The sequence below is a fragment of the Pyramidobacter sp. C12-8 genome, assembly GCF_002007215.1.
Classification (GTDB): Bacteria; Synergistota; Synergistia; order Synergistales; family Dethiosulfovibrionaceae; genus Pyramidobacter.
In genome coordinates, this window is record NZ_MUHX01000017.1 from 15,701 (window position 1) to 37,086 (window position 21,386).

The 21,386-nt window shown below is 62.5% G+C and carries 19 protein-coding genes; 2 read left to right on the plus strand and 17 right to left on the minus strand.

Going from position 1 to position 21,386, the window contains the following annotated elements:
- Window positions 1–152: 152 nt before the first annotated feature.
- The 10 genes from B0D78_RS07630 to B0D78_RS07675 form a co-directional block, all read right to left on the minus strand.
- Window positions 153–1,256 carry a uroporphyrinogen decarboxylase family protein gene (locus B0D78_RS07630; protein WP_078016380.1) on the minus strand — a complete coding sequence of 368 codons (1,104 nt, stop codon included), beginning with the start codon at window positions 1,254–1,256 and terminating at the stop codon, window positions 153–155.
- Window positions 1,240–2,010: an amino acid ABC transporter ATP-binding protein gene (locus tag B0D78_RS07635; protein WP_078016381.1), complete on the minus strand. Its 771-nt coding sequence runs from the start codon at window positions 2,008–2,010 to the stop codon at window positions 1,240–1,242. Before B0D78_RS07635 ends, B0D78_RS07630 begins: the two co-directional genes overlap by 17 nt.
- Window positions 2,010–2,684: an amino acid ABC transporter permease gene (locus tag B0D78_RS07640; RefSeq protein WP_078016382.1), complete on the minus strand. Its 675-nt coding sequence runs from the start codon at window positions 2,682–2,684 to the stop codon at window positions 2,010–2,012. Before B0D78_RS07640 ends, B0D78_RS07635 begins: the two co-directional genes overlap by 1 nt.
- 106 nt (window positions 2,685–2,790) lie before the next feature.
- Window positions 2,791–3,591: a transporter substrate-binding domain-containing protein gene (locus B0D78_RS07645; protein ID WP_078016383.1), complete on the minus strand. Its 801-nt coding sequence runs from the start codon at window positions 3,589–3,591 to the stop codon at window positions 2,791–2,793.
- Between the two features lie 152 nt (window positions 3,592–3,743).
- Entirely contained in the window at window positions 3,744–5,303 is a 1,560-nt protein-coding gene (locus B0D78_RS07650; protein ID WP_078016384.1) for an aldehyde ferredoxin oxidoreductase N-terminal domain-containing protein, read from the minus strand.
- Window positions 5,304–5,309: 6 nt separating this feature from the next.
- Window positions 5,310–6,098, minus strand: coding sequence for an ABC transporter ATP-binding protein (locus B0D78_RS07655; RefSeq protein WP_168170054.1), 789 nt, complete (start codon window positions 6,096–6,098; stop codon window positions 5,310–5,312).
- Entirely contained in the window at window positions 6,095–7,114 is a 1,020-nt protein-coding gene (locus tag B0D78_RS07660) for a FecCD family ABC transporter permease (RefSeq protein ID WP_078016386.1), read from the minus strand. The genes B0D78_RS07655 and B0D78_RS07660 overlap by 4 nt, the downstream gene beginning before the upstream one ends.
- Window positions 7,114–8,211: an ABC transporter substrate-binding protein gene (locus B0D78_RS07665; protein ID WP_078016387.1), complete on the minus strand. Its 1,098-nt coding sequence runs from the start codon at window positions 8,209–8,211 to the stop codon at window positions 7,114–7,116. Before B0D78_RS07665 ends, B0D78_RS07660 begins: the two co-directional genes overlap by 1 nt.
- 285 nt (window positions 8,212–8,496) lie before the next feature.
- The gene (locus tag B0D78_RS07670; RefSeq protein WP_078016388.1) at window positions 8,497–10,479 is read right to left on the minus strand and encodes a DUF2207 domain-containing protein; all 1,983 of its coding nucleotides are present in this window, start codon (window positions 10,477–10,479) and stop codon (window positions 8,497–8,499) included.
- A 3-nt stretch (window positions 10,480–10,482) separates the two neighbouring features.
- Complete coding sequence (locus B0D78_RS07675) at window positions 10,483–11,331, minus strand: endonuclease/exonuclease/phosphatase family protein (RefSeq protein ID WP_078016389.1); 849 nt, start codon at window positions 11,329–11,331, stop codon at window positions 10,483–10,485.
- 169 nt (window positions 11,332–11,500) lie between these two features.
- On the opposite strand from B0D78_RS07675, the gene B0D78_RS07680 reads away from it, so the two are divergent.
- A complete protein-coding gene (locus B0D78_RS07680; RefSeq protein ID WP_078016390.1) occupies window positions 11,501–11,872 on the plus strand; it encodes a RidA family protein in 372 nt (123 codons plus the stop codon).
- Between the two features lie 185 nt (window positions 11,873–12,057).
- Here the strand turns inward: B0D78_RS07680 and B0D78_RS07685 are convergent, their stop codons facing one another.
- A complete protein-coding gene (locus B0D78_RS07685) occupies window positions 12,058–12,657 on the minus strand; it encodes a lactate utilization protein (protein ID WP_078016391.1) in 600 nt (199 codons plus the stop codon).
- Between the two features lie 212 nt (window positions 12,658–12,869).
- Here B0D78_RS07685 and B0D78_RS07690 point away from each other — a divergent pair, with 212 nt between their 5' ends.
- Window positions 12,870–13,754, plus strand: a complete 885-nt coding sequence (locus B0D78_RS07690; protein WP_078016392.1) for a YitT family protein — start codon at window positions 12,870–12,872, stop codon at window positions 13,752–13,754.
- Between the two features lie 194 nt (window positions 13,755–13,948).
- On the opposite strand, the gene B0D78_RS07695 is transcribed toward B0D78_RS07690, so the two are convergent.
- From B0D78_RS07695 to B0D78_RS07720, 6 genes are all read right to left on the minus strand, one after another.
- Entirely contained in the window at window positions 13,949–15,415 is a 1,467-nt protein-coding gene (locus B0D78_RS07695; RefSeq protein WP_078016393.1) for a TrkH family potassium uptake protein, read from the minus strand.
- Window positions 15,412–16,782, minus strand: coding sequence for a Trk system potassium transporter TrkA (gene trkA / locus B0D78_RS07700; protein WP_078016394.1), 1,371 nt, complete (start codon window positions 16,780–16,782; stop codon window positions 15,412–15,414). Before trkA ends, B0D78_RS07695 begins: the two co-directional genes overlap by 4 nt.
- Before the next feature lie 194 nt (window positions 16,783–16,976).
- Window positions 16,977–18,443 (minus strand): tripartite tricarboxylate transporter permease, encoded by a 1,467-nt coding sequence (locus B0D78_RS07705; RefSeq protein WP_078016395.1) that lies wholly within the window; start codon window positions 18,441–18,443, stop codon window positions 16,977–16,979.
- Window positions 18,444–18,459: 16 nt separating this feature from the next.
- Complete coding sequence (locus tag B0D78_RS07710; RefSeq protein WP_078016396.1) at window positions 18,460–18,963, minus strand: tripartite tricarboxylate transporter TctB family protein; 504 nt, start codon at window positions 18,961–18,963, stop codon at window positions 18,460–18,462.
- Window positions 18,964–18,990: 27 nt separating this feature from the next.
- On the minus strand, window positions 18,991–19,935 hold the full coding sequence (locus B0D78_RS07715; RefSeq protein WP_078016397.1) for a tripartite tricarboxylate transporter substrate binding protein: 945 nt from the start codon (window positions 19,933–19,935) through the stop codon (window positions 18,991–18,993).
- A gap of 332 nt (window positions 19,936–20,267) precedes the next feature.
- Complete coding sequence (locus tag B0D78_RS07720; protein WP_078016398.1) at window positions 20,268–21,374, minus strand: ABC transporter ATP-binding protein; 1,107 nt, start codon at window positions 21,372–21,374, stop codon at window positions 20,268–20,270.
- Between the last annotated feature and the right edge of the window lie 12 nt (window positions 21,375–21,386).

Here is a 21,386-nt window from a genome sequence, read left to right on the forward strand (position 1 = left end):
AGCGCCTTGCAAATTATGTTAGTGCTTTTTATCGAGAAATAGTATGATATTGTCATCTCTTTTAGGTGAAGATTTCCGAGCGAAACGTGAAAACCGGCCGGAAACCGACGAGCATCCCTCGTCGGTTTCCGGCCGGTTCTTATCTGGAAAAATTACTGGTACAGCTTAAACGTTTCGCTTCCCTGTCCCGTTGTTCTCAGTTCCTCCATGACTTCCCGCCAAATGTAAAAGCGGTGGCTCGCGCCGATCGTCCAGTCGCATCCGCCGGAGACGATGAGGTCCCGCCCCGCCTGCTCCGTCGCGCGGCGGATTTTTTCCAGCAGGCGGGTTTTGATTTCTTCGCGGGACGCGCCCGCGAGGTCTCGGAAACGATCCAGACCGCCAACGAGGATCTTTTCGGTTGCCGCTCTGACGTCGGCCAGCGAAGGATTGCCCGGCTGCCGGTCGTCCCAGTTGAAGGCGTCGACGGGATAGTCAAGCACCCAGTCCATGCGGAGTTTGCCGACGCCGCACACGTGGAGGATGTTGAACAGCGAGTCCTTGCGCACGGAATCCAGGATCCGAAGGTCGTACCTTTTCTCGAAATCTTCGAAAACGGTTCGGTCGGTCCACAGATCCCTGGCGTACTCGGTACAGTAGAAAAATCCCGAAACGCCGTCGGACAGCAGCGCCTCCATGTATCGTTGGTTGAGCTCCGCAAAGCGGTCAAGCGCGGGGCGAACGTGGCGTTCATGACCCGTCAGATATCGTTCCAAAAGCGGGATATAGGAACCGAACTGATCCATATCCTCGCTCCGCAGCGACGAGTACGCGATCCACATGGCGGGAGTGAAGATGGTCGCGAGGACGGGGACCGTGCCTTGATAATGCCCGATCACGCGGCGGATCGCTTCCCTCTCCCGCGCCAGGCTGCCGGCGTTCACGTCCGGAAATGCGATGGTCCCCCAGTCTTTCGGAGAAGGGACAAGCAGCCGGTTCGAACGTGTGACGCACTGGTCGTAGCGCTCTGGGGCATTCAGAAGAATCCCCATGTCCTCCAGCAGGTAATAGGGGTTTGACATGATTTTGATGAAGTCGAAATCGTTGGCGTCTTGAAAGTCAATCGTCGCCTTGGCAAAATCTTTGGCGTTTCGGTCGCAGAAGTTCATTACGTGTCCCCACGCGGAAAAGAGCGGGCGATCCAACGATTTTCCGTGCAGCAGATTTTGCAGCCGTTCCGTATGTGTTGCCGGAGCGTCGTCAGTCGAGCTCTTCACAGCGTTCACCGCCTCCCGTTCCCCGATAGTATTGCAGGAACTGACGCGTTCGCGCGTCTTCCGGACAATGAAAAAGTTTCTTCGGAGGCGCGTCTTCCACGATGATCCCGTCGTCCATATAAAGAACTCTGTCCGCCACGTCGCGTGCAAACTGCATCTCGTGAGTGACGATCAGCATGGCGACGCTGTGCTTCATGGCGAGGCGTTTGATGACGGCGAGGACTTCTTCCACCAAACAGGGATCCAGAGCGGAGGTCGGCTCGTCGAAGAGCATCACTTTCGTGCCCAGCGCCATTGCCCGTCCGATGGCGGCCCGCTGCTGCTGACCGCCGGAGAGCGTCGAGGGATAGCTGTCCCTCTTGCCGCTTAGGCCGACCTGGCCCAGAACGTCTTCCGCGCGCCGGATCGCCTGATCGCGGCCGAGCTTCTGAACGACCTTCAGCGCCAGCGTGATATTTTGCAGGACCGTCATGTTGCTGAACAAATTGAAGTTTTGGAAAATCATGGCGGCGCGCTTCCGCAGTTCATAGACTTGCTGGCGGGTATGGTCTCCGGCTTGGAGCTCCAGGCCGTCGATGGCGACGGAACCGGCCGTCGGCTCGTCCAGAAAGTTGATGCACCGCAGAAGCGTGGTCTTGCCCGTTCCCGATGGGCCGATGATCGCGATGACTTCGCCTTTCGCGACGTCCAGATCGATCCCCTTCAGGATCTCCAACGGGCCAAACTGCTTGCGAAGCCCTCGGATGCTGATCATCACACGCCGCCTCTCTGCCTGTTCAGACGCCTTTCCAGCCTTTTCTGCGCGAGGGAAATCAGCTTGCACAGAATGAAGTAGATGATGAAGGCGTCCATATAGGTCTCCATGTAACGACTGCTGGAAGTGCCCAGCAGCGAGGCTTCGGCCATGATTTCCCGCACGCCGAGGGTAAAGGCCATCGACGAGTTTTTCACGAGGGAAACGAACTCGTTGCCCAGGACGGGAAGGGCGACTTTGGCGGCCTGCGGCAAGATGATATGGCGCATTACTTGCAGATCTGTCATGCCGACGGAAAGCCCGCCGTCGATCTGGCCCTGTGGTACGGACTCGAGCGCGCCGCGCATGTCTTCGGTCATGTACGACGCCGCGTTCAGCGTCAGGCCGATAACGGCCGCCGTATAACCGGAGAGCTTCACGAAGACTGGGAAGATCTGCGGGAGGCCATAATAGATGAAAAACAGCTGCACTAAAAGCGGCGTGTCGCGGAACAGATCGACGTAAACGTCGACGACGGTGCACCATCCCCGAATTCGATAATAACGGACGAGGGTGATCACCAGTGAAAGCGCCAGAGTACACAGCATGGAGACAACGGCAATCTTGAACGTCATGCCTGCGTATTTGAAGATGGTCGGGAATTGTCGAATGGCATAAGCCGAATTAAAATTCATGATTTATCAATTCTCCTGAATCTCTGGTCCCGTAAAAAAGCGGGACTCCTCGGAGCCCCGCTGTACGTTGTACCTTCCTGCGGCGTACGATACGCGATACGTCCTTCTATTCGACGCGGGAGATGTCGACGCCGAGCCACTTGACGCACAGCGCTTTCAGCGTGCCGTCTTTGGCCATCTCCGCCAGAGTGTCCGAAAAAATCTGCGCCAGCAGCCGACCGCGCTCCGTATCCTTGCGGAAGGGGTAGGCGCATCGAGCCGCCATAAAGGCGGGGCAAGACGCGACGGCGAGGTTCATGTTGCCCTTATTGCTCATATCCATGCCGGCGACGGGATTCATGTAAGACGCGTCAATTCTCCCAATAGAAACGTCGTAGGCGTTGGTAGACGTTTCGTAGGGCGCGATCTCAAACTGCACGCCCTGTTCCTTCTGAATGGCCAGCAGCTGATTGTAAGCGGACTGGCCGCTGGCAACGCCGATTTTCTTTCCCGCCAGATCCTTGAAGGAAGAGATGGAATCCTCTTTTCCCGCCCTGACCAGGAAGCGGTTGCTATCCTCGATATAGCTTTTCGAAAAAACGTATTTCGCCTGCCTCTCCTCGGTGATCGTGATCGTTTCGGCGACGGTATCGATGCGTCCCGAGTCCAGCTGGCCGAACATGCTGTTCCATGCGGTGACCTGGCACTGGATGTCGAGACCGTTTCTTTTGGCGATTTCTTTCATGACGGCGACTTCAAAACCGTCCACTTCGTCTTTGTTGTTCAGGTAGCAATACGGGGGATACGCTCCGTCGATGCCGGCCCGGACGATACCGAGATCCTTTTTCGCCAAAGCGGCTTCCGCGTTTTCGCACACGAGGGCTCCCATTAACAGAGCCAGCACCGCGACCATTTTTTTGCGACCCATTTGGATTTCCTCCTTGATGATCGATCAATACAAAACTAGCGGCTGCCGTTCGATGACGGCGGCGCTTCCGAGCCGTCCGAGGCGCTGGCCAGCGAGGGAAAAGCGTTCACCTCCTCTTGCGAGCCTTTCTGAAAACGTCGTCCGGCCGTTTTTTATCTGGAAAAATACCGGTACAGCACTTTGGTGAACGAAGGAATGTTGGTCTGGGGCGCTGCGGCGCCGTTGGCGGCGGTGTAGGCGCTCTCCGCGGCGAGGCAGTTCGCGGCATCGGCGATCAGTGTTGCGCCAGTGACGCCGGAAAGCCCCGTTTTGCAACGGAAGAGGCGGGCCAGCAGCTCGACGGCTTCCATGCTGCTCACGAGGGCGAAGGCGGCGAACATGCAGATGCCGAGGTTCTCGAGGACGAAGATCTGACGGTACATCAGTGTCATGTCGTCGACTCCGGTGAGTTCTTCGTAGGCGAGGTCCATTTTCACGGTGAAGCTTTTCTCGTCGGTGATGGCCGGCCGATCCGTCAGCTTGCGCAGCGCCGGGTTATCGGGAAAGGCGGCGGCGATACCTTCCGTGCGGGAACCGATTAGACGCCCGGCTTTGCTGCCGCGTTCGATCTCGTCGACGAGCGCGAGCAGCGCCGGCTGGCTGGGAGCGAGTCCCTTGGCGGCGAAGTAGCTTCTGGCGGCCGTAACGAACTCGGGAAGCACTAGGCACAGGCTGCGGAGCCGTCGCTGGAGCCGCCGCGTGAAATCTTCGTCGTCGATCCCGAAGCAGTTTTTGAGGGCGGCGACGAGTTCGCTCTGATCCGGCGCGTCGTAGGTCGCGCCGTCGGCAGCGCTGTGCCGGTTGAGGCAGCCGATCACGCACATGGGGGCGCAGCAGTAATTTTTCTTTCGGGACGACGGGCGCTTTTCAGACGCGGCGACGCGCGGCGGGGGAGGCGATTTCTCCATCGCGCCGCCGCTTTTGAGCAGGCGCAGCAGCGTGATTGAACCGTGTGCGGGTAGAGCGGAACCGCAGATTTCGTTGCGGACGATGAGCGAAGCCAACTCTTTTCCGGTGCGGGCGAACTCCTCCGGCGCGGCGCATTCGCGCGAAAAGTAGGCGCTGCCGGTGACGACGACCGCGCGCAGTCCCTTGCTTCCCGGGATGTCTCCGAAGCCGCTGCGCGGGCAGCTGTACTCGGGTTCACCGTCGGGGTACGTGCAGAAAAAGGTGGAAAGCGGCATTCTCATGTCACCGGCCATTCCCGTGCCGACGATGGCCGCTTCGCGGCCGAAACGGGATTTGAGCGCGGTGACGAGGTCGTCGGTGTAGAGAGCACCAAGCTCGGGCATATGAAGCAGTTCTGCCCCGTCTTCGCCGATGTGCAGCACGGCATTGCCGTCGCGGTCCGCGCCCTTGATGACTACCGCGCAGACATTCAGCGAGCCAAGTTTCTGCGGCATGTTGCCCGTCACGTTGCAGACCTGGATCGAGGTCTCGCCGCCTTTGGCGAGAACGGTCATCCGCCCGGCGCTGGGGGCGCGGCAGCCGGCGAACAGCCCCGGCGCGAAAACCAGCGCATTCTCCGGCGCATAGCGGCCCGTTTTCAGCGGTGTCTCCGCGGCCAGCAGTGCCACTGCCAGCCCGCGGCCGTAGAGCTTTTCCCTGCGGATGTCGTATTCTCTGTGTTCGATGCGTCCCGTCGAGAGGTCTACGGTATAGATTTTTTCCACGGACGTTCACTCTTTTCGTGTGGTATTGGGGGCCATGAAGAAGCCGTGGCTGCAGGGGAACAGCTCAATGTCTCCGTAGACGAGGGACAGTTTTTCTCTGAGTTCCTCGCGCGAAGCGTCCTTCATGGTGATCTCGCCGGTCAGAGCGCCCGCTTTGAGCAGCAGCAAGCGGTCGCAGTAGCGCATGGCGAAGTTGGGGTCGTGTAGGGTGATCAGTCCCGCTTTGCGTTCGCTGTGGATGACCGATCGGATCTTTTCCAGTACCATCTGGCGGTTCAGAAAGTCCAGAGCGCTGTCGGGTTCGTCCATGAGCATCACCGGCGTGTTCTGAACGAGGCAGCGGGCGAGGATTACGATCTGCCGCTGTCCCTGGCTCAGCGCGGCGAAATCCCGGCGCGCGAACGCGGCGCAGCCGAGACGGTCCAGAGTGACTAGCGCGGCCTGCTTCTGTGCTTTCGAGGGAGATTCGAACAGTCCCAGCTGCGTGTTAAAACCCATCATGACGATTTCGAGCGCCGTTTTGCCGGCCATGACGCCGCAGTTCTGCGGGATAAAGGCGATCAGCCGCGCGCGTTCTCTCTCGTTCATGGCGGAGCAATCCTGCCCGTTCACAGCGCAGCTTCCGGACATCGGCAGTAGGCCGCAGGAAGCGTGCAGGATCGTCGTCTTGCCGCTGCCGTTGAGTCCGAGCAGCGCGCAGAACTCGCCGGCGCGAATGTCGAAGCTCACGCTGTGGATGATCTCGTCGCGGGCGTAGGCGATGCGCAGCCCGCGCAGGGAAAAGATCCTGCTCACAGCAGACGCTCTCTTCCGATGCACATGAAGTAGAGCAGCAGCGGCACGCCGATTACCGTGGTGAGGATGGAGATGGGCAGCTCGGCACTGTAGAGCACGCGCGCGAGGATGTCCGCGGCGAGTACGATGAAAGCGCCCGTTGCGCCGCTCATGCAGAGCGTCGTCGAGTTGTTCCGCCTGAGCATAAGCCGCGCGGTGTGCGGCGCGATCAGCCCGGCGAAAGCGACCAGTCCCGTCACGCTGACGATCGACGCCACCAGCAGTGTGGAGAGGATCAGTACGGCGATTCGCGTGGGCTTCAGGCGCACACCCAGCGCGCGGCATTCGTCCTCGCTCAGTCCCATCAGGTCGATCTGACGCCGCAGCAGGATCAGCCCGGCGAGCCCGGCCGCGAACATCGGCAGCACTGCCAGCAGCTTGGCGCGGGTGATGTTGCCGAAGGTCCCCATCTCCCAGTACTCCATGGCTGCCAGCTCGTTTTCCGGGTCGGCGAAGTATTTCAGCGCCATGATCATGGCGCGCGACAGAGCGTTGATCACGATGCCCGCGAGAACGTAGGTGGAGGTGGAGTGCGAGCGCGTCACCCTGACCAGCAGCATGACGCCCGCGACGGCGGCAAATCCGCCGGTGAACGCGCCGACGGCGATGGCGGGCACGCTGAGGGCCGACATGGCGACAATGGCCGCCGCAGCGCCGAGATTCGCGCCGCCGGCCACGCCGATGATGTCGGGCGAGGCCAGCGGGTTTTTGAAAATCGTCTGGTAGACGCTGCCGGCGAAGCCGAGCCCGACTCCGGCCAGCATGGCCATCAGCGTCCGCGGCAGGCGCAGCGTGAAAAACACCTTGCGGGTCATCGCGGGTACGTCGGCGCTGCCACGGAACATGGCGAGTATCTCGCCGGGAAAGATGCGGTATTTCCCCACGCAGATCGAGGTCGCCGCCGCGACCAGAATCGCCAGAAGCGTCAGGATGAAGAATGGCGCGACCGGCCTTTCCAGAGGTTCGGAAGCGTTCATCAAGCGACGTTGCGCCCTGCGCCCCGCATGCCGAGGAAGGCGACGGGTGCGTCCTGTTTTCGGGGCGCGAGGTTCGAGGCGTCCATGTCGAAGCCGTAGAAGGTCTTGTAGAAATTGGCCGCGTCCGCCGCAAACTCAGCCGCGGAATAAAGCTTGGGGTGCAGCGCCGAAACCATCCAGAGCATGCCAAGCACGCCCGACGGTACAGGCGAGTCCCAGGCCTCGAAGCCTGTCGGCATGTTGTACACCATGCCGTTCTTGACGGCCTTGACCTCGGCGAGGTGTTCGTCCGCGGAAATCTCTGCGGCCGTGAAGCCAGGCTGTCCGCTGGCCATGTTGTTGGTCGGGATGATAATGACATCGGGATTCATAGCGAGGATCTGCTCGTAGGACACTTTGGTCCACGAGTCGCCGTCGAGGACGCTGCCTGCGTTTTTCCCGCCAGCCGAGGCGATCAGCGAAGCCTGGTACATGTCGCGCGGGGCGGTGCTCAGGTACGAAGCGGGGCTGCAGAGATAGACCGAGGGTTTCTGGCCGTCGGGAATCGCGGCGGTCAGCTTCTTGACCTTGGCGCTGATCTCGTCGTAACGGGCGATCAGCTTTTTGGCTGCATCGGCGGTTCCGGTCGCCCGGCCGATGAGCGTGATCATCTCGACGAGGCGGCGGTGGTTCTCGGGATTGACGACGAGCACGGGGACGTCCATCTCCGCAAGGGTGGCGGCGTAATCCTTGCCCCGCTTGGGCAGGATGACGAGGTCGGGTTTGGCGGCGATGCAGGCCTCCAGGTCAAAGTTTTTGGCGGATCCAACGTTGCCCACGGTTCCGATCAGCTCGGGCGCGGCCAGTTTGTAAATAGGGCGCACCTCAATCTTCTCCTCAAGGGCGGCCAGGCGGAGTTTGAGTCCGAGCGCCAGACAGGCGGAAGAAGAAATGTAATAGCCGGAAACGATGCGTTTCGGAAGCGCTTTCAGCGTGACCGTCCTTCCGATTTGATCCGTGACTGTGAGCGGAAATTCCGAAACGTTTGGCTGCGCGACCGCCGCACTCGCGCCGAAAAACGCCAGCGTTGCCAAGAGCTGTACCGCGATTCTTTTCATGGTGCCGAATTCTCCTTTTCTTGTTTCTCGGAGCGCGTGTTTCGTTCGCCCCGGGGATCCCTTTTGAATAACGCGTTTCAATGAATTTATCCGCGTTGGTCGAGCGGCATGTTTAAAATTATTTTCAGTAGTGAGTATAACGTAAAGGAATCTTAAGCGCAAGGTGGAAAGACTCTCTTGAAAAAGCTCTTCACTCTAAAAAACGGCGGCCGGAACCGATAATTTTTTATCGGATTCCGACCGCCGTTTCGCGTCGTCTTTCCTGGCGTTTTTATATGAAACGCATTACCACCCGCGCCCCCCGCCGCCGCCTCCGCCTCCGCCGGAAAAGCCGCCGCCGGACGAGCCTTCGAAGCTGCCGCCGGAGGAGGAGCCGGGGGCGCGCGAGGCGGCGCCGAGGCTGGACGAGAAGCCTTTGGAGAAGTCGTTCAGCCCGCGGGAGATATCGCTCGTTCCTCCCCATAAGGTGCCTGCGGCGCCCGAGCGCCAGGCGGGACCGTCGCTCCACGAAGGCTGCCAGGCCGCGGCGGCGAGGACTTTCTCGAAGCGGTTCGCCCACGTTTGGGCGCAGTCCATGGCGACGGCGTAGGGGAGCAGTTCCTCGAAGAGCTGCGGCGTGTCGTCGGGGGCGTTCAGCATCTCCAGGCGCTCCTTTTCCGCGGCCGTGATGAACATTTTCAGTCCCAGCGCCTGTTCGAACTGTTTTCGTCCTTTGTCCGTCCAGAAGATCAGCTTTTTACCCAGCGGCAGTCCCAGCAGCGCCAGCGCTGCGCCCGCGAAGATCAAGGGACGGTCGCTGCTGTGCGCCGCGGCCATCGCCAGCAATGCCGCAACGAGGACGCCCGCCTGCGCCGCAAAGAAGCCCTTCAGGCCGAAGGCGTTCCGCAGCGAGCGCGCGAAGCTTCGCGGCGCGAGCGTGGGCTCTCGCCGCGCATGCCGCAGCGACAGGAGCGCCAGCGCGCCCAAGAGCAGGGCGACGGCTCCCCACTCGGCGGAGACGGCCTCGGTCAGCAGGAACAACGCCCCCGCCGCCGCGCCGGCCAGCAAAGTCGAATAAGCGCGGCGCAGCGGCGTGCGCCGGTCGAGAAAGTTGCCTTCGGCGCGTTTTTGGGCGTCGCCCTTGATCAGTTCGAGCGACTTTTCGAAACGTTTGCGATAGGCGTTGGTCACGTTCAGCGCCTCTTGGGAGGAAGAAGGGAAGAGCGTGTCCATCAGCGCGGCGGGCAATCCGTCGGACGGCGCGCCGCCGGTCTTTTCGAGGCGGTAGCCGCTGCGCCGGTCGCCGCTGATTTTCAGCGCGCCGTTTACCGCTAGGGCGATCAGCTCGGCGCCGAGGCTGGCAAAGTCGTCGGTCCCGCGCGTGAGGCGCCGCGCCAGCGAGGGCGTCATGTCCCTGGGCGCGTGAAAGAGCGGGATCACGGTGATCTCGCCGCTGTGCTCGCCGCGGGCGCGCAGCGCGCCCCAGACGAGGCAGATGGCGGCCAGCGCCGTGCCGGCCCACATCAGCCCTCTGGCAATGGCGTCGCCGTGGGCGGAGACGAAATCCCCGAAGCGCTCGCCGAAGGAAGGCTGCGGCGGCGCGACGACGCCTTTCGGCCACGAATAGACGACGGTCAGTCCTTCGCCGGGCTGCAACGCCCGTGTGGTGACGACAGCGCGGGAATCGTCGAGGCGCGCGCCGTCGCTCGACGTGCTGCCGTAGTGTCCCGCGTACCAGGCGACGCGGTTGAATCCCTCGCCCGCGGTCTTGCCCGGCAGGGCGAGGCGGAATGAGGCGTTCTGAATGGGCAGGTCCCAGTCGTTGCCGGTCACGTTCCAGTACAGTTCGTCGTGGTCGGCGAAAAACCCCAGCTGCTTTGTGGTGCGGTAGGTCAGCGACAGACGGTGGACGCCGGGTGAAAGCGTCCGTTTGGGGTCGCCGATGCGGATAAAACGGCCGCGCCCTTCGTTCGATTCTTTCCACGGCAGTTCGACCCCGTCGACGGAGGTGGACAGCACCTTCAGCCCCAAGGCGACGGGACGGCCGTTCTCGTCGCGATAGCGGACGGGGATGCCGCGAATGATGCCGCGGCTGATCTTGACTCCCATGGCGATGAACTCGAGGTCTTCGCGCACGGTCAGCGAAGCGTCTTCGTTGACCGTGGCGCCGACGTCGAAGCGGAGGATGCGCTCGCGCCGCGGCTCGCCTGCCGCCTGCGCCGCGCCGCCGAGACAGAGCGCGCCAAGCAGCGCGAGAAGCCGCACAAAGGAGGAACGGCGGGCGCTCATGGCCTAATCCCGGATCTCGACGGCGATAATGTCGTGGTCTGGATGATCCTTGCGCCTTGTGGAGCGGTGGCGGATGCGCGTCTCGGTCTCCTTCACCTCGCCCAGCTTGTCGCGGCCGATGCCGACATAGCCGATGTAGTCGAGATTGTTGTTCCAGTTGTCGAAGCTGTAGCCGTGCCGCAGCCCCAGCAGCGGGAAGCTCACTTCCTTCTGCGGATCGGGGCTGTTGTAGTCGCCGAGGATGAACAGCGGTCCTTCCATGCGGGCGGCAAGCTCGTTGAGTTTTTCCGTCTGCGCGGCGCGCTTGGCAAGGTTGTAGCGCTGGGCGGCTTCGGCGTCGCTCTTGCCGACGGTGGTCATGCTCTTGAGATGGACGGCCGCGAGCGTGTAGATCCTGCCCGAGGCGTTGTCCTTGAAGCGCGCTACCAGCGGCGGGCGGTCGAAGAGCTTGAACTTGCGCCCTTCGAAAATCCCCGTGCGGTTGGCGTAATACAGCTGGGGCGTCCCGACCAGCGTGACCTTGGCCGGGTTCCAGAGGAAGAACAGGTCCTGCGTGCCGTCGGTGTCGTTGCCGAAATATTTCCAGCCCGGCAGCGCCGTGGCGGTGAAAAAGCGCATCGTGGCGTTGCCCTCGATCTCCTGCAGCGCCAGCACGTCGGCGCCGCTGCGGCAGATCGAATCCGCCAGCTCGCGCATGTCCGCGGGCGTGTAGGGGTGGGAGCGGTCTTCGCTGGAACCGCTCATGGTGAAGAATTCGATGTTGAACGTGCCGATCGTCATGGCGAAAACCGGCGTGGCGCTCAGAAGCATGGCGAACGCGGCGGCCAGAGCGCGGCGGAACGTTTTGTTCACGGTGATTCCTCCTTGTGGAAAATTCTGGAATCTATTCTAGCACAGACGGCGTCCGCGGAAGCGTCCGCCTGGAATTTGCCTTAACGCGCGCGGATGGGTATAATTAAAAAAGGTTCCGGGATTTTTCCCGTGAAGTTCATATTGGTTATTCCAAGGAGGCAGCATCACAATGAAAAGCGCAGTCGCAACGACAAAAGCTCCCGGCGCTATCGGTCCCTATTCGCAGGGCATCGCCACCGATTGCATGGTTTACACATCCGGCCAGCTCGGCCTGACGCCCGACGGCAAACTGCCCGAGACGATCGAAGAGCAGGCCAGGCAGTCGCTCGAAAACGTCAAGGCCGTGCTCGAAGCCGCCGGCAGTTCGATGGACAAGGTCGTCAAGACCACCGTCTTCCTCAAGGACATGAACGACTTCGCCGTCATGAACGGCATTTACGCCCAGTACTTCAAGGAGCCGTTCCCCGCCCGCAGCGCCGTGCAGGTCGCCAAACTGCCCAAGGACGGCAAGGTCGAGATCGAGGTCGTGGCCGTCAAGTAACGTCGTGTCGCACGGCTTTGAAACAAAGGGCACAGAGACGCGGAGGAAATTTTTTAACAGAAAGCGCGAGTCTCGACGTCGGCGTGTATTTCGACGTTGAGACTCGCGCTTTTATTTGTCGATATCGATGGTCTTTTGCCTTTTTTTCGTGTTTTGGCGCTTCCGTGGTGGAATTTGTTCCGAATTCAGTACCCCAGTTTTTCGCCGACGATCACCGCCTCCATGTCCATCGACTTCTCCTTTTTCATGTACACGACCAGCGTGTTGCAGATGCGGTCGGGCGACGAGCAGTCGTAACATCTGTCTCCTCTGGCGGCGCACGGCGTCTTGAAGCCGAAGCGCGAGGCGTTGATCACCGCCGCCGTGTTGCGGGCGCGGAAGATCGCCGCTTCCAGCGTCGGCTCGATCTTGTCGGCGCTGAAGACGAAATAGACTTTTTCGTGCCCCCACAGCGAGCCGGCGACGCGGTTGCCTGAACTGTCGATGTTGACCAGTTCACCCGTTTCCGCGGCGGCGTTGACCGACAGCATGAAGACGTCCGCCGTCATGGCCCGGTCCGCCGCGGCCTTGAATTCGGCGCCGGAAAGCGGCGTGGGATCGTAAACGACGTTGTGCTCGCGCAGCCGTTCGGCCAGCCCCATCTCCAGCAGCGTGTGCGAGTCGCCGAAGCCGACGGTCTTGTTCCGCACCCGAGAAGCCAGATAGTCGGCGGCCTCGGCGGCGGCGAAATAAACGGCCTGAAAACGGTTGCGGCGCAGATTGGCGATGAATTCTTCACAGGGCATGGGCTCACCTCCGAAAGTTTTTTTTGCGGCAGCGCCGACGGTGCCTCATTATAAAAGGATTCGGCCGCGAGGCAAGCCGGTTTTGCCTCGGTGCGAAAAAAATGAACCGACGCGTCGAGCGCGGTTGAATAATTTCTCCGCGCGCCGTTTTTATGCTATCATATCCCGGTTGACTCGTTAAAATTATTTTCGCTCTGCAAGGGGGCATGTCCATGGATAAACGGTTGAAAATCGGCGGGCTGGCGCTTCGGGCGGCCTGCCGGCGGGAGCTGGGGACGTTTTTGAACGTTACCGTCGGCACGCTGCTTATCTGTCTCTGCATCGCCGCGCTGATCGAACCCTATCAGTTCGCCAGCACCGGCGTGACCGGCATCGGCCTGATCACCAACTACCTCTGGGGAATTTCGCCCGTCTGGGTGCTCACGGGCGGCAACGCGCTGCTGCTTGCCTGGGGCTGGAAAGCCCTGTCGCCGCGCTTCGCTCTCTGGACGCTGTACAACACCCTGCTCACCTCGCTGGCGCTGCCGCTGTTCGAGATGTTCCGTTATCCGCTGATCAGCAACACGATCCTGGCCGCGCTGTTCGGCGGCGTCGTCGGCGGCCTCGGCATGGGCATCCTCTTTCGCGAGGGCGCTTCGTCCGGCGGCATGGACGTGGCGGCTGCCGTGGCGAAAAAACGCTGGGGCGTGGACGTCGGCTCGGCGTCGTTCTTCGTCAACGTCGGCATCCTCGTGCTGTCCTTCGTGGCCGTCGATTTCGAGCGCATCCTCATGGGCGCTTTCAGCCTCTATGTGGAGTCAGTCGTCATCGACTGGGTGATCAAGTCGTTCGACCGCCGCACGCAGGTCATGGTCATCAGCGGCAAGACCGACGAGATCACCCGTTTCATCATGGACTCGCTGGAACGCACGGCCACGCTCGTGGCCGCCAAAGGAGCGTATCGCCGCGCTCCCATGGAGATGGTCATGGTCATCCTCACGCGCCGTCAGGCCGTGGAACTGAAGCGCTTCGTGCGCTCCATCGACCCGGCCGCGTTCCTGATCCTCAGCGACGTCTCCGAAGTCGTCGGCGAAGGTTTCAAGAAGTGGGAGTCGTAGCGCCGCCGTTTTCAAAAAAACGACGGCAGACAAAAAACGCGAATATCCGAACATAAGGCAACGCCCGACAGCCGCTGAGCTGCCGGGCGTTTTTCGCGCCGATGTTCCACGTGGAACATCGGCGCGGTCATTTTTATAAGGAAAAGTTTTCCGCCCCGATCAGGAACGGAGACGGGCGGAAGCGCCGTGGCGTCTCAGCGTCTCCACGTGTCGGGCACGAACAGCAGCAGCACGGTGGTGAGTTCCAGGCGGCCGACGAGCATGGCGAAGGCCAGGACCCATTTGCCGGCGGCGGGGACGGAGGCGTAGTTGCTGGCGGGGCCGAAGGCGCCCAGCCCGGGGCCGACGTTGCTGACGCAGGCCAGCGCGCCTGAAAAGGACGAAAGCAGGTCGATGCCGAGAGCGGCCAAAAACAGGCTGACGGCGATGAGGATAACGATGTAGCACACGAAAAACGAGAGCACTGTGCTGACCACTCGGCTCTCCTGCGGCTTGCCGTTGACGCGCACGCAGAGCACGCGGTGCGGCTGGAGCGAGCGGATCATGTCGTTTTTGGCGTGGCGCGCGGCGATCATGAAGCGCACGACCTTGATGCCGCCCGAGGTGGATCCGGCGCAGCCGCCGACGAGCATGATCGCCAGCAGCGCCATCTGGGCGAAGTACGGCCACTGCAGCGTGTCGGTGACCATGAAACCGGTCGTGGTCATCAGCGTTGTGGTCTGGAACGCGGCGTGGCGCAGCGCCTGGCCGAAGGGCATGTCCATGCCGCTTTTCAGCGCCGAGCAGGCGACGGCCGCGGCGACGATCAGGATGATGCGGACGTACCAGCGGAACTCGTCGTCCTTGAAATAGGCGCCGAAGCAGCCGCGCAGGAACAGATAGTGCAGCGAAAAATTCACGCCGGCCAGAAACGTGAACGCGGTGACGACCCACTCGACGGCGGGGCTGCGAAAGTGGGCGATGCTGTCGTTGTAGATGGAGAAGCCGCCGGTGGCGACGGTGGCGAACGCGTGGGTGACGCCCTCGTAGAACGAAGTGCCGCACAGCATCAGCGCGCCGACCTCCAGCGCGGTGAGAAAGATGTAGATCTCCCACAGGATCGCGGCCGTCTGCTGCAGGCGGGGGGTGAGCTTTTCCGGCAGCGGCCCCGGCGATTCGGCCTTGAAAAGCTGCATACCGCCGCCGCCGATGAAGGGCAGGATGGTGAGGCTGAGGACGATGATGCCCATGCCGCCGAGCCAGTGCGTGAGCGCGCGCCAGAGCAGGATGCCGCGGGGATTTCCCTCGATGTTGACGAGGATGGACGCCCCTGTGGTCGTGAAGCCCGACATGGCCTCGAAGAACGCGTCGGTGAAGTTCGCCGTCGTGCCGTGGAGCACGTAAGGCAGCGCGCCGATGACGGAAGCCACGACCCACGAGAAGGAGACGATGGCGAACGCCTCGCGCACGCCGATGTCGCTACGGCCGGGAGCGCTTTTGCGCGAAGGGCGCGTGACCAGCGCCAGCGCGACGCAGGCGGCCAGCGAAAAGACCGCGCAGCGCAGCAGCACGGCGGCGTCGGGCGTGCCGTCGAACCACGCCCAGGCGGCGGGCAGGAACATGCTGCCGGAGACGATCGAACCGATCAGCGAAAGCACGAAAAGGACGACGCGGAAATTCATGCCTGATCGACCTTGAAGAAGCGCATCGCTTCGGGCATCATCTCGGCCATGGCGAAGACGGAGATCACGTCGCCCTCCAGCAGCACCTCCGCGCCGCCGGGCACGAGGTACTTGCCGCCGCGCTTGATGATGGCGATCAGGATCCCCTTGCGCAGATTCAAATCCATGATGCGTTTGCCGACGGCGGGATTGCCGGGGCGCAGCAGGAACTCGAGCATCTCCGCGCCGATGCGGTCGATCAGCGAGAGCATGCCGGCCGAATTGGGATAGCGGATGTAGCGCAGGAACGTGGACGCCAGCGTCTTGTTGGGATTGACCAGCACGTCCACGGGCAGCTTGTCCTCCAGATCCTCGTACACGTCCTTGCGCACGACGGCGATGGTCTTCACGTCTTCCTGCACGTTGGCCAGCGCGGCGATGATCACGTTCATCTCGTCGTTGGACGTGGCGGCCACGACTCCGTTGGCCTTGTCCACGCCGAGCTGGAGCATCAGATCCTTGTCCATGCCGTCGCCGTTGATGACCTTCACGTCGGGGAACTCGCGGGCCAGACGCGCGCATTTTTCCAGATCCTTTTCGACCAGCGTCGTCTCCACGCGCGGCACGTTGGAGCTGAGACGGTGCGCCAGATTGGTCCCCAGCTTGCCGCCGCCGACGATGATGACGCGCGACAGCCGTTTGTGATGCTCCACGTCGAACAGCCGCATCAGCGACGGCACGCGCTCGTGCAGCGTCACGGCGAAGCACAGGTCGCCCGCGCGCGCCGTCCAGTCGCCGGAGGGCACGAAGCCGTCGTCGCCGCGTTCCACGTAGACGATGATGGCCCCCAGCCCCGGATACTTGACGCCCAGCTCGCGCAGGCTCATGCCGCAGATCGGCGAATCGGCCTCGACGCGGAACGCGAAGCTGCCGGCGCGGCCGTTGAATAGCTCCGACGAATGGACGGCGGCGTTGAAGCGCAGCAGCGACGCGATCTCGCGCGACAGCGAACGTTCCGGCGAAGCCAGCACGTCGATGCCGAGGTCTTCGGCCCAGTCGGGCGTGTCGGTGAATTCCAAATCCCTGACGCGCGCCAGCACCTGCCGCACGCCGGCGCGTTTGCCCAGCCAGCAGGCCATCAGGTTCGTCTCGTCGCGATCGGTGCAGGCGATCAGCGCGTCCACATCGCCGCCTTTGACGACGCCGGCCTTTTCCAGCACGGCGGGACGCGCGCCGTTGCCGCGGACGACGCTGACGTCCTGTTCCTCTTCGAGACGGGCGGCGGTCTCGGCGTCGCGCTCGATGATCACCACGTCCCGCCCTTCGGCGGACAGGGTGCGCGCCACCGTATACCCCACGTTGCCCGCGCCTACGACCACTATCTTCATGATCTCACGCTCCTGCGCCGCAGCGGAAAAAACCGCTTCGCGGCGTTCTTTTCTTTGTAATATCAGACAGTTCGGGAACTCCGGTTCAGATTATAGCATAGAGCGACTGCGCCGACGAAGAGGCGGCGCTTGAAGCGGAAAAATTTTTGTAAAAAAATCCCCTCGCCGCGGCGAGAGGATTTTTTTTGCGCGAATCAAGCCGTTTTCTTTTTTGTGCGGAACGCGGGCAGCAGAAGCAGGACGATCAGCGCCCACAGCACGATACAGAGCGGGCGCGTGAAGAAGATCGCCGGCGAGCCGTTGGAGATCGCCAGCGCGCCGCCGAAGCCCTCCTCCGTGATGCGCCCGAGGATCAGCCCCAGAACCACTGCGCCGAGATCGAACCCCATGCGGTGCAGGAAGTAACCGCCGACGCCGAAAGCCAGCATCGTCCAGACGTCGAACATCATGTTGCGCATCGCGAAGCTGCCCACCACCGAGAGCACGGCGATCGCCGGCACCAGCAGCGAGTTGGGCGCCGTGGAGATGCGCGCGAAAAACGGCGCCAGATAGATGCCGAGGAACAGGAACACGACGTTGGCGAGAAACAGCGAGAGAATGAAGCCGTAGGTGATCGTGCCGTACTTGGTGAACAGCTCCGGCCCCGGGATCAGGTTGTTGATCGTCAGGCCGCCCATCAGACAGGCCGCCACCGAGTTGCCGGGAATGCCCAGCGTCAGCATCGGCACCAGCGAGCCGCCGACGCAGCCGTTGTTGGCGCTCTCCGACGCGGCCACGCCCTTCGGGTTGCCGTGGCCGAACGTCTCCGGTTCCCTGTCGAGCGACTTGGCCGTGTTGTAGGAGATGAAGGCCGAGATCGTCGCGCCCGCGCCGGGGAGCATGCCGACGATCGTGCCGATGACGCCGCCGCGCGCGATCGTCGGCGCCAGCCCCTTGGGCAGCTTGTTGTCCTTCAGCGTCGAAACGTCGGCCGCCAGCTCCTGCACGATGCTGGCCTCGCCGGTCAGGTCGAGCAGCTGGCTGACCGAGAACAGGCCGATCAGCGCGGGGATGTCCTTGACGCCGTCGAACAGCTCCGGCACGCTGCCGGCGAAGCGCGGATAGGCGTCCATCGGATCCATGCCGATCGAAGCGATCAGCAGACCGATCACGCCCGAGATCAGCCCCTTGATCAGATTGCCGCTCGTCAGCGTGACGATACTCGTCAGCCCCATGACGGCGAGCAGGAAGTTCTCCGGCGGCCCGAAGCGCAGCGAGAACTTGGCCAGCACCGGCGCCACCAGCAGCAGCGCCAGCGTAGAGATGATGCCGCCCCAGAAGCTGGCCACCGTGGCGATCGTGATCGCCACGCCGCCTTTGCCCTTGCGGGTCATCGGGTAGCCGTCGAGCGCCGTGGCCGCCGCGGCCGGAGTGCCGGGCGTGGACAGCAGGATCGACGAGATCGCGCCGCCGAACATGCCGCCGGAATAGACGCCGCCCATCAGCGCCAGGCCGACGACGGGATTCATGCCGAACGTGACGGGGATCAGCAGCGCCACGGCCATCGTCGCCGTCAGACCGGGAATGGCGCCGATGATGACGCCTCCCAGCGTGCCCGCGACGATGGCGAGCAGCGGCGCGGGAGCGAACAGGCTCAGCGCCGCCTCAATGATCATTTCCATAGACCGTCACTCCCCTTCACAGAAGCGCCAGAGCCGCTCTGGCCTTGGCGAGCGAGCCGGGCACGTCGGCGAACGTGAATTCCTCGAAGATCCCCAGCGGCACCGGCACGCCGAGGAAGCGCACGAACACCCCGTACACCAGCGCCAGCAGCACGACCGCGCTGACGATCAGCAGCAGCGGCCGGCGCAGCCCCAGCAGGAACGCCAAGACGAGCATGTAAACGGCGCTGGCAACGTAAAATCCCGCGTATTTGAGCGACAGCACATAAACGAGCGTCAGCGCCACCGTGGCGGTAAACGCTCCGGGAGCCTTCACCCACTGCGGTTTGCCGGGATCCGCGCCGCGCAGCGACGCGGCGATCAGCAGAGCGCAGAGGATCGCCATCACCGCCAGCAGGAATTTGACGTACTGCGAAGCGTGCACGGCGTACGCCGGAAATTTGAGAACTTCGGAATAGATGGCGCCGGCGAGGAAAATCCCCGCGGCGCCGGAAAGGATGCTGACCGTTTTCTTGTTCATAAGGATTCGGATGTCTGCGGCGAAAATTTACCAGGGCGCGACTTCGTAGGCCTTGTCGGTCGCCGCCTGCAGCGCTTCGAGATACGCCTTGTACTCGTCGCCGTTCATCTCGTTGATCAGCAGCACGCCCTTGGCGGCTTCCTGGAACTCGGGATCGGCGATCGTCTTGGTGAACATCTCGCGGATCTTGGCGAGCGCCTCGGCGTCCATGCCGGCGGGAGCCGCGAAGCCGCGCGAAGAGTCGGAGACCATCGTCGGATAGCCGAGCTCGGCCGTGCAGGGCACGTCGGGCATCATGTCGCTGCGCTTGCCAGCCATCACGGCCAGACAGCGCATCTCGCCGGAGCGGACCTGCGCCTCAACTTGGGAGACGTTCATGAAACCCACCGTGACGTGCCCGCCCATGACGTTGGCCTTGGCCGCGGACGAACCCTTGGAGGGCACGGGGCGCAGCTTGATGTCGAGAGCGGCCTCCGTGGCCAGGCGGGCGAAATCGTCGTCGCCGCCGGGGCCGGACGTGGAGGCCGTGCAATTCTCGTTGTTCTTGACGTATTCAGCCAGCCCCTTCAGATCCATGATCGGGCTGTTGCCGGGCACGACGATCGCGCCCGGATCGGTGACGAGATTGCCGACGTAGTCGAAGCTTGCCAGCGTGTACTGCGCGCGCTTGGCGGAGACGTGGGCCGTCAGGTGCGGCGTGTAGAGACAGCCGAACGTGTAGCCGTCCTTCTTGGCGTTGGCGATGGCCTGGAATCCGATCTGGCCGCCGGCGCCCGGCAGGTTGTCGATCACCATCGGCGCGCCCAGATACTTCTCGCCGAACTTGGCCAGCAGGCGGGCCATCGTGTCGGTGCCGCCGCCCGCCTCGGAGGGGACGATCACGTGCACCGGCTTTTCGGGATAGGCGGCCGCGGCCGCGCCGGCGCAGCCCACCGCAGCGACGAAAGCGAGAACAGCAAACAGTTTCTTCATGAAACGATCACTCCGTTCTTTGGATATGATGTTGGTGAAACAAACCGCTTCTCTATTGTACAATTCAGAGAGTTTTTTTTCAAAGGAAAGTTGACGGAAAAAAGAATTTCTTTTGGAAATCGAAAAACGATCCCGCCGTCGGCGCCTTCGAGGCGGAAAAGCGGCGGCGCTTCGTCCGATGCAGAAGCGCCGCCGCTCTTTATATCGAAATTGTTTAGGGATGAATAATCAGCCCAAATACAACGAAGCAGAGGGAATATTTACATGCGGTCCCTCTCGGGATCGGGTTTGGGTCGCGGTCTCAAAAGGCAGATGCGGGGAATGGCGTTTTTTCAGCGCGGCTCCGCTTCCACGGGCAGGACTTTGGCCGCCTCTTCGGAGATGGTCACGGCGCAGCGCTCGCCTTCGCGGTAGATCCTGTGCGCGTGCGGGTCGTCGATCTGCACGAGGATTTCCGCGCCCCGGTCGTCCTTCAGGTACGTCTCCATGCTGTGGCCGAGGTAAACGTTCGTGTTCACCGCGGCGTCGATAAAGCCCGCGCCCGGCTCGGCCACGCCCATCGACTCGGGGCGGCACATCACGGAACATTCGTCGCCGGCTTTCAGCTCTTTCGACCAGCGCGGGAACAGGCGTGTCTGCCCGCACACCTCGACGGCGCAGCCGTCCGCCTCGATCGCGTTCACGCGGCCGCGGAAGAACGTGACCTTGCCGCAGAACTCGGCCACGAACGCCGAAACGGGATCGAGATAGATCTCGTACGGCGTGCCGATCTGGGCGATCCGCCCCTTCCTCATGACGATGATGCGGTCAGACAGACTCATGGCCTCGACGCGGTCGTGCGTGACGTAGACGGCGGTGATGCCGAGGCCGCGCTGGATGCGGCGGATCTCGACGCGCATCTGTTCGCGCAGCAGCGCGTCGAGGTTGGAAAGCGGCTCGTCGAGCAGCAGCACGCCGGGATTGACGATCAGCGAACGGGCCAGCGCCACGCGCTGCTGCTGGCCGCCGGACAGGCGGGACGGCGGGCGCAGCGCCAGCTCTTCCAGCCCGACGAGCTTCAGATACTCGCCGACGCGCGAGGCGATCTCCGCGGCGGGGACTTTGCGCAGCCGCAGGCCGTAGGCCACGTTGTCGAACACGTTCATGTGCGGGAACAGGCCGTAGCTCTGAAACACCATGGCCGTGTCGCGCTGGTTGGGCGGCAGGGCCGTGACGTCGCCGCCGCCGATGAGGACGCGCCCCGTCGTGGGCAGCTCGAAACCGCCGATCATGCGCAGCATGGTGGTCTTGCCGCAGCCCGACGGACCCAGCAGCGTCACCAGTTCGCCCGGTTCGATCGTGAAATCGCAGGGGGCCACGGCGGCGACGTCGCGCCCCGTCTGCGCGTCGTGAAAAACTTTCGAGACTCCTTCCAGAGTCACCGAGATGCTTCGTCTCATGGAAATCCTCCG

Bases quoted from the DNA above. Each gene is read 5' to 3' on its own strand.
- B0D78_RS07635 (WP_078016381.1), bottom strand. From the start codon at position 2,010: ATGATCAGCATCCGAGGGCTTCGCAAGCAGTTTGGCCCGTTGGAGATC.
- B0D78_RS07640 (WP_078016382.1), bottom strand. From the start codon at position 2,684: ATGAATTTTAATTCGGCTTATGCCATTCGACAATTCCCGACCATCTTC.
- B0D78_RS07645 (WP_078016383.1), bottom strand. From the start codon at position 3,591: ATGGGTCGCAAAAAAATGGTCGCGGTGCTGGCTCTGTTAATGGGAGCC.
- B0D78_RS07660 (WP_078016386.1), bottom strand. From the start codon at position 7,114: ATGAACGCTTCCGAACCTCTGGAAAGGCCGGTCGCGCCATTCTTCATC.
- B0D78_RS07665 (WP_078016387.1), bottom strand. From the start codon at position 8,211: ATGAAAAGAATCGCGGTACAGCTCTTGGCAACGCTGGCGTTTTTCGGC.
- B0D78_RS07670 (WP_078016388.1), bottom strand. From the start codon at position 10,479: ATGAGCGCCCGCCGTTCCTCCTTTGTGCGGCTTCTCGCGCTGCTTGGC.
- B0D78_RS07680 (WP_078016390.1), top strand. From the start codon at position 11,501: ATGAAAAGCGCAGTCGCAACGACAAAAGCTCCCGGCGCTATCGGTCCC.
- B0D78_RS07685 (WP_078016391.1), bottom strand. From the start codon at position 12,657: ATGCCCTGTGAAGAATTCATCGCCAATCTGCGCCGCAACCGTTTTCAG.
- B0D78_RS07690 (WP_078016392.1), top strand. From the start codon at position 12,870: ATGGATAAACGGTTGAAAATCGGCGGGCTGGCGCTTCGGGCGGCCTGC.
- B0D78_RS07695 (WP_078016393.1), bottom strand. From the start codon at position 15,415: ATGAATTTCCGCGTCGTCCTTTTCGTGCTTTCGCTGATCGGTTCGATC.
- trkA (WP_078016394.1), bottom strand. From the start codon at position 16,782: ATGAAGATAGTGGTCGTAGGCGCGGGCAACGTGGGGTATACGGTGGCG.
- B0D78_RS07705 (WP_078016395.1), bottom strand. From the start codon at position 18,443: ATGGAAATGATCATTGAGGCGGCGCTGAGCCTGTTCGCTCCCGCGCCG.
- B0D78_RS07710 (WP_078016396.1), bottom strand. From the start codon at position 18,963: ATGAACAAGAAAACGGTCAGCATCCTTTCCGGCGCCGCGGGGATTTTC.
- B0D78_RS07715 (WP_078016397.1), bottom strand. From the start codon at position 19,935: ATGAAGAAACTGTTTGCTGTTCTCGCTTTCGTCGCTGCGGTGGGCTGC.
- B0D78_RS07720 (WP_078016398.1), bottom strand. From the start codon at position 21,374: ATGAGACGAAGCATCTCGGTGACTCTGGAAGGAGTCTCGAAAGTTTTT.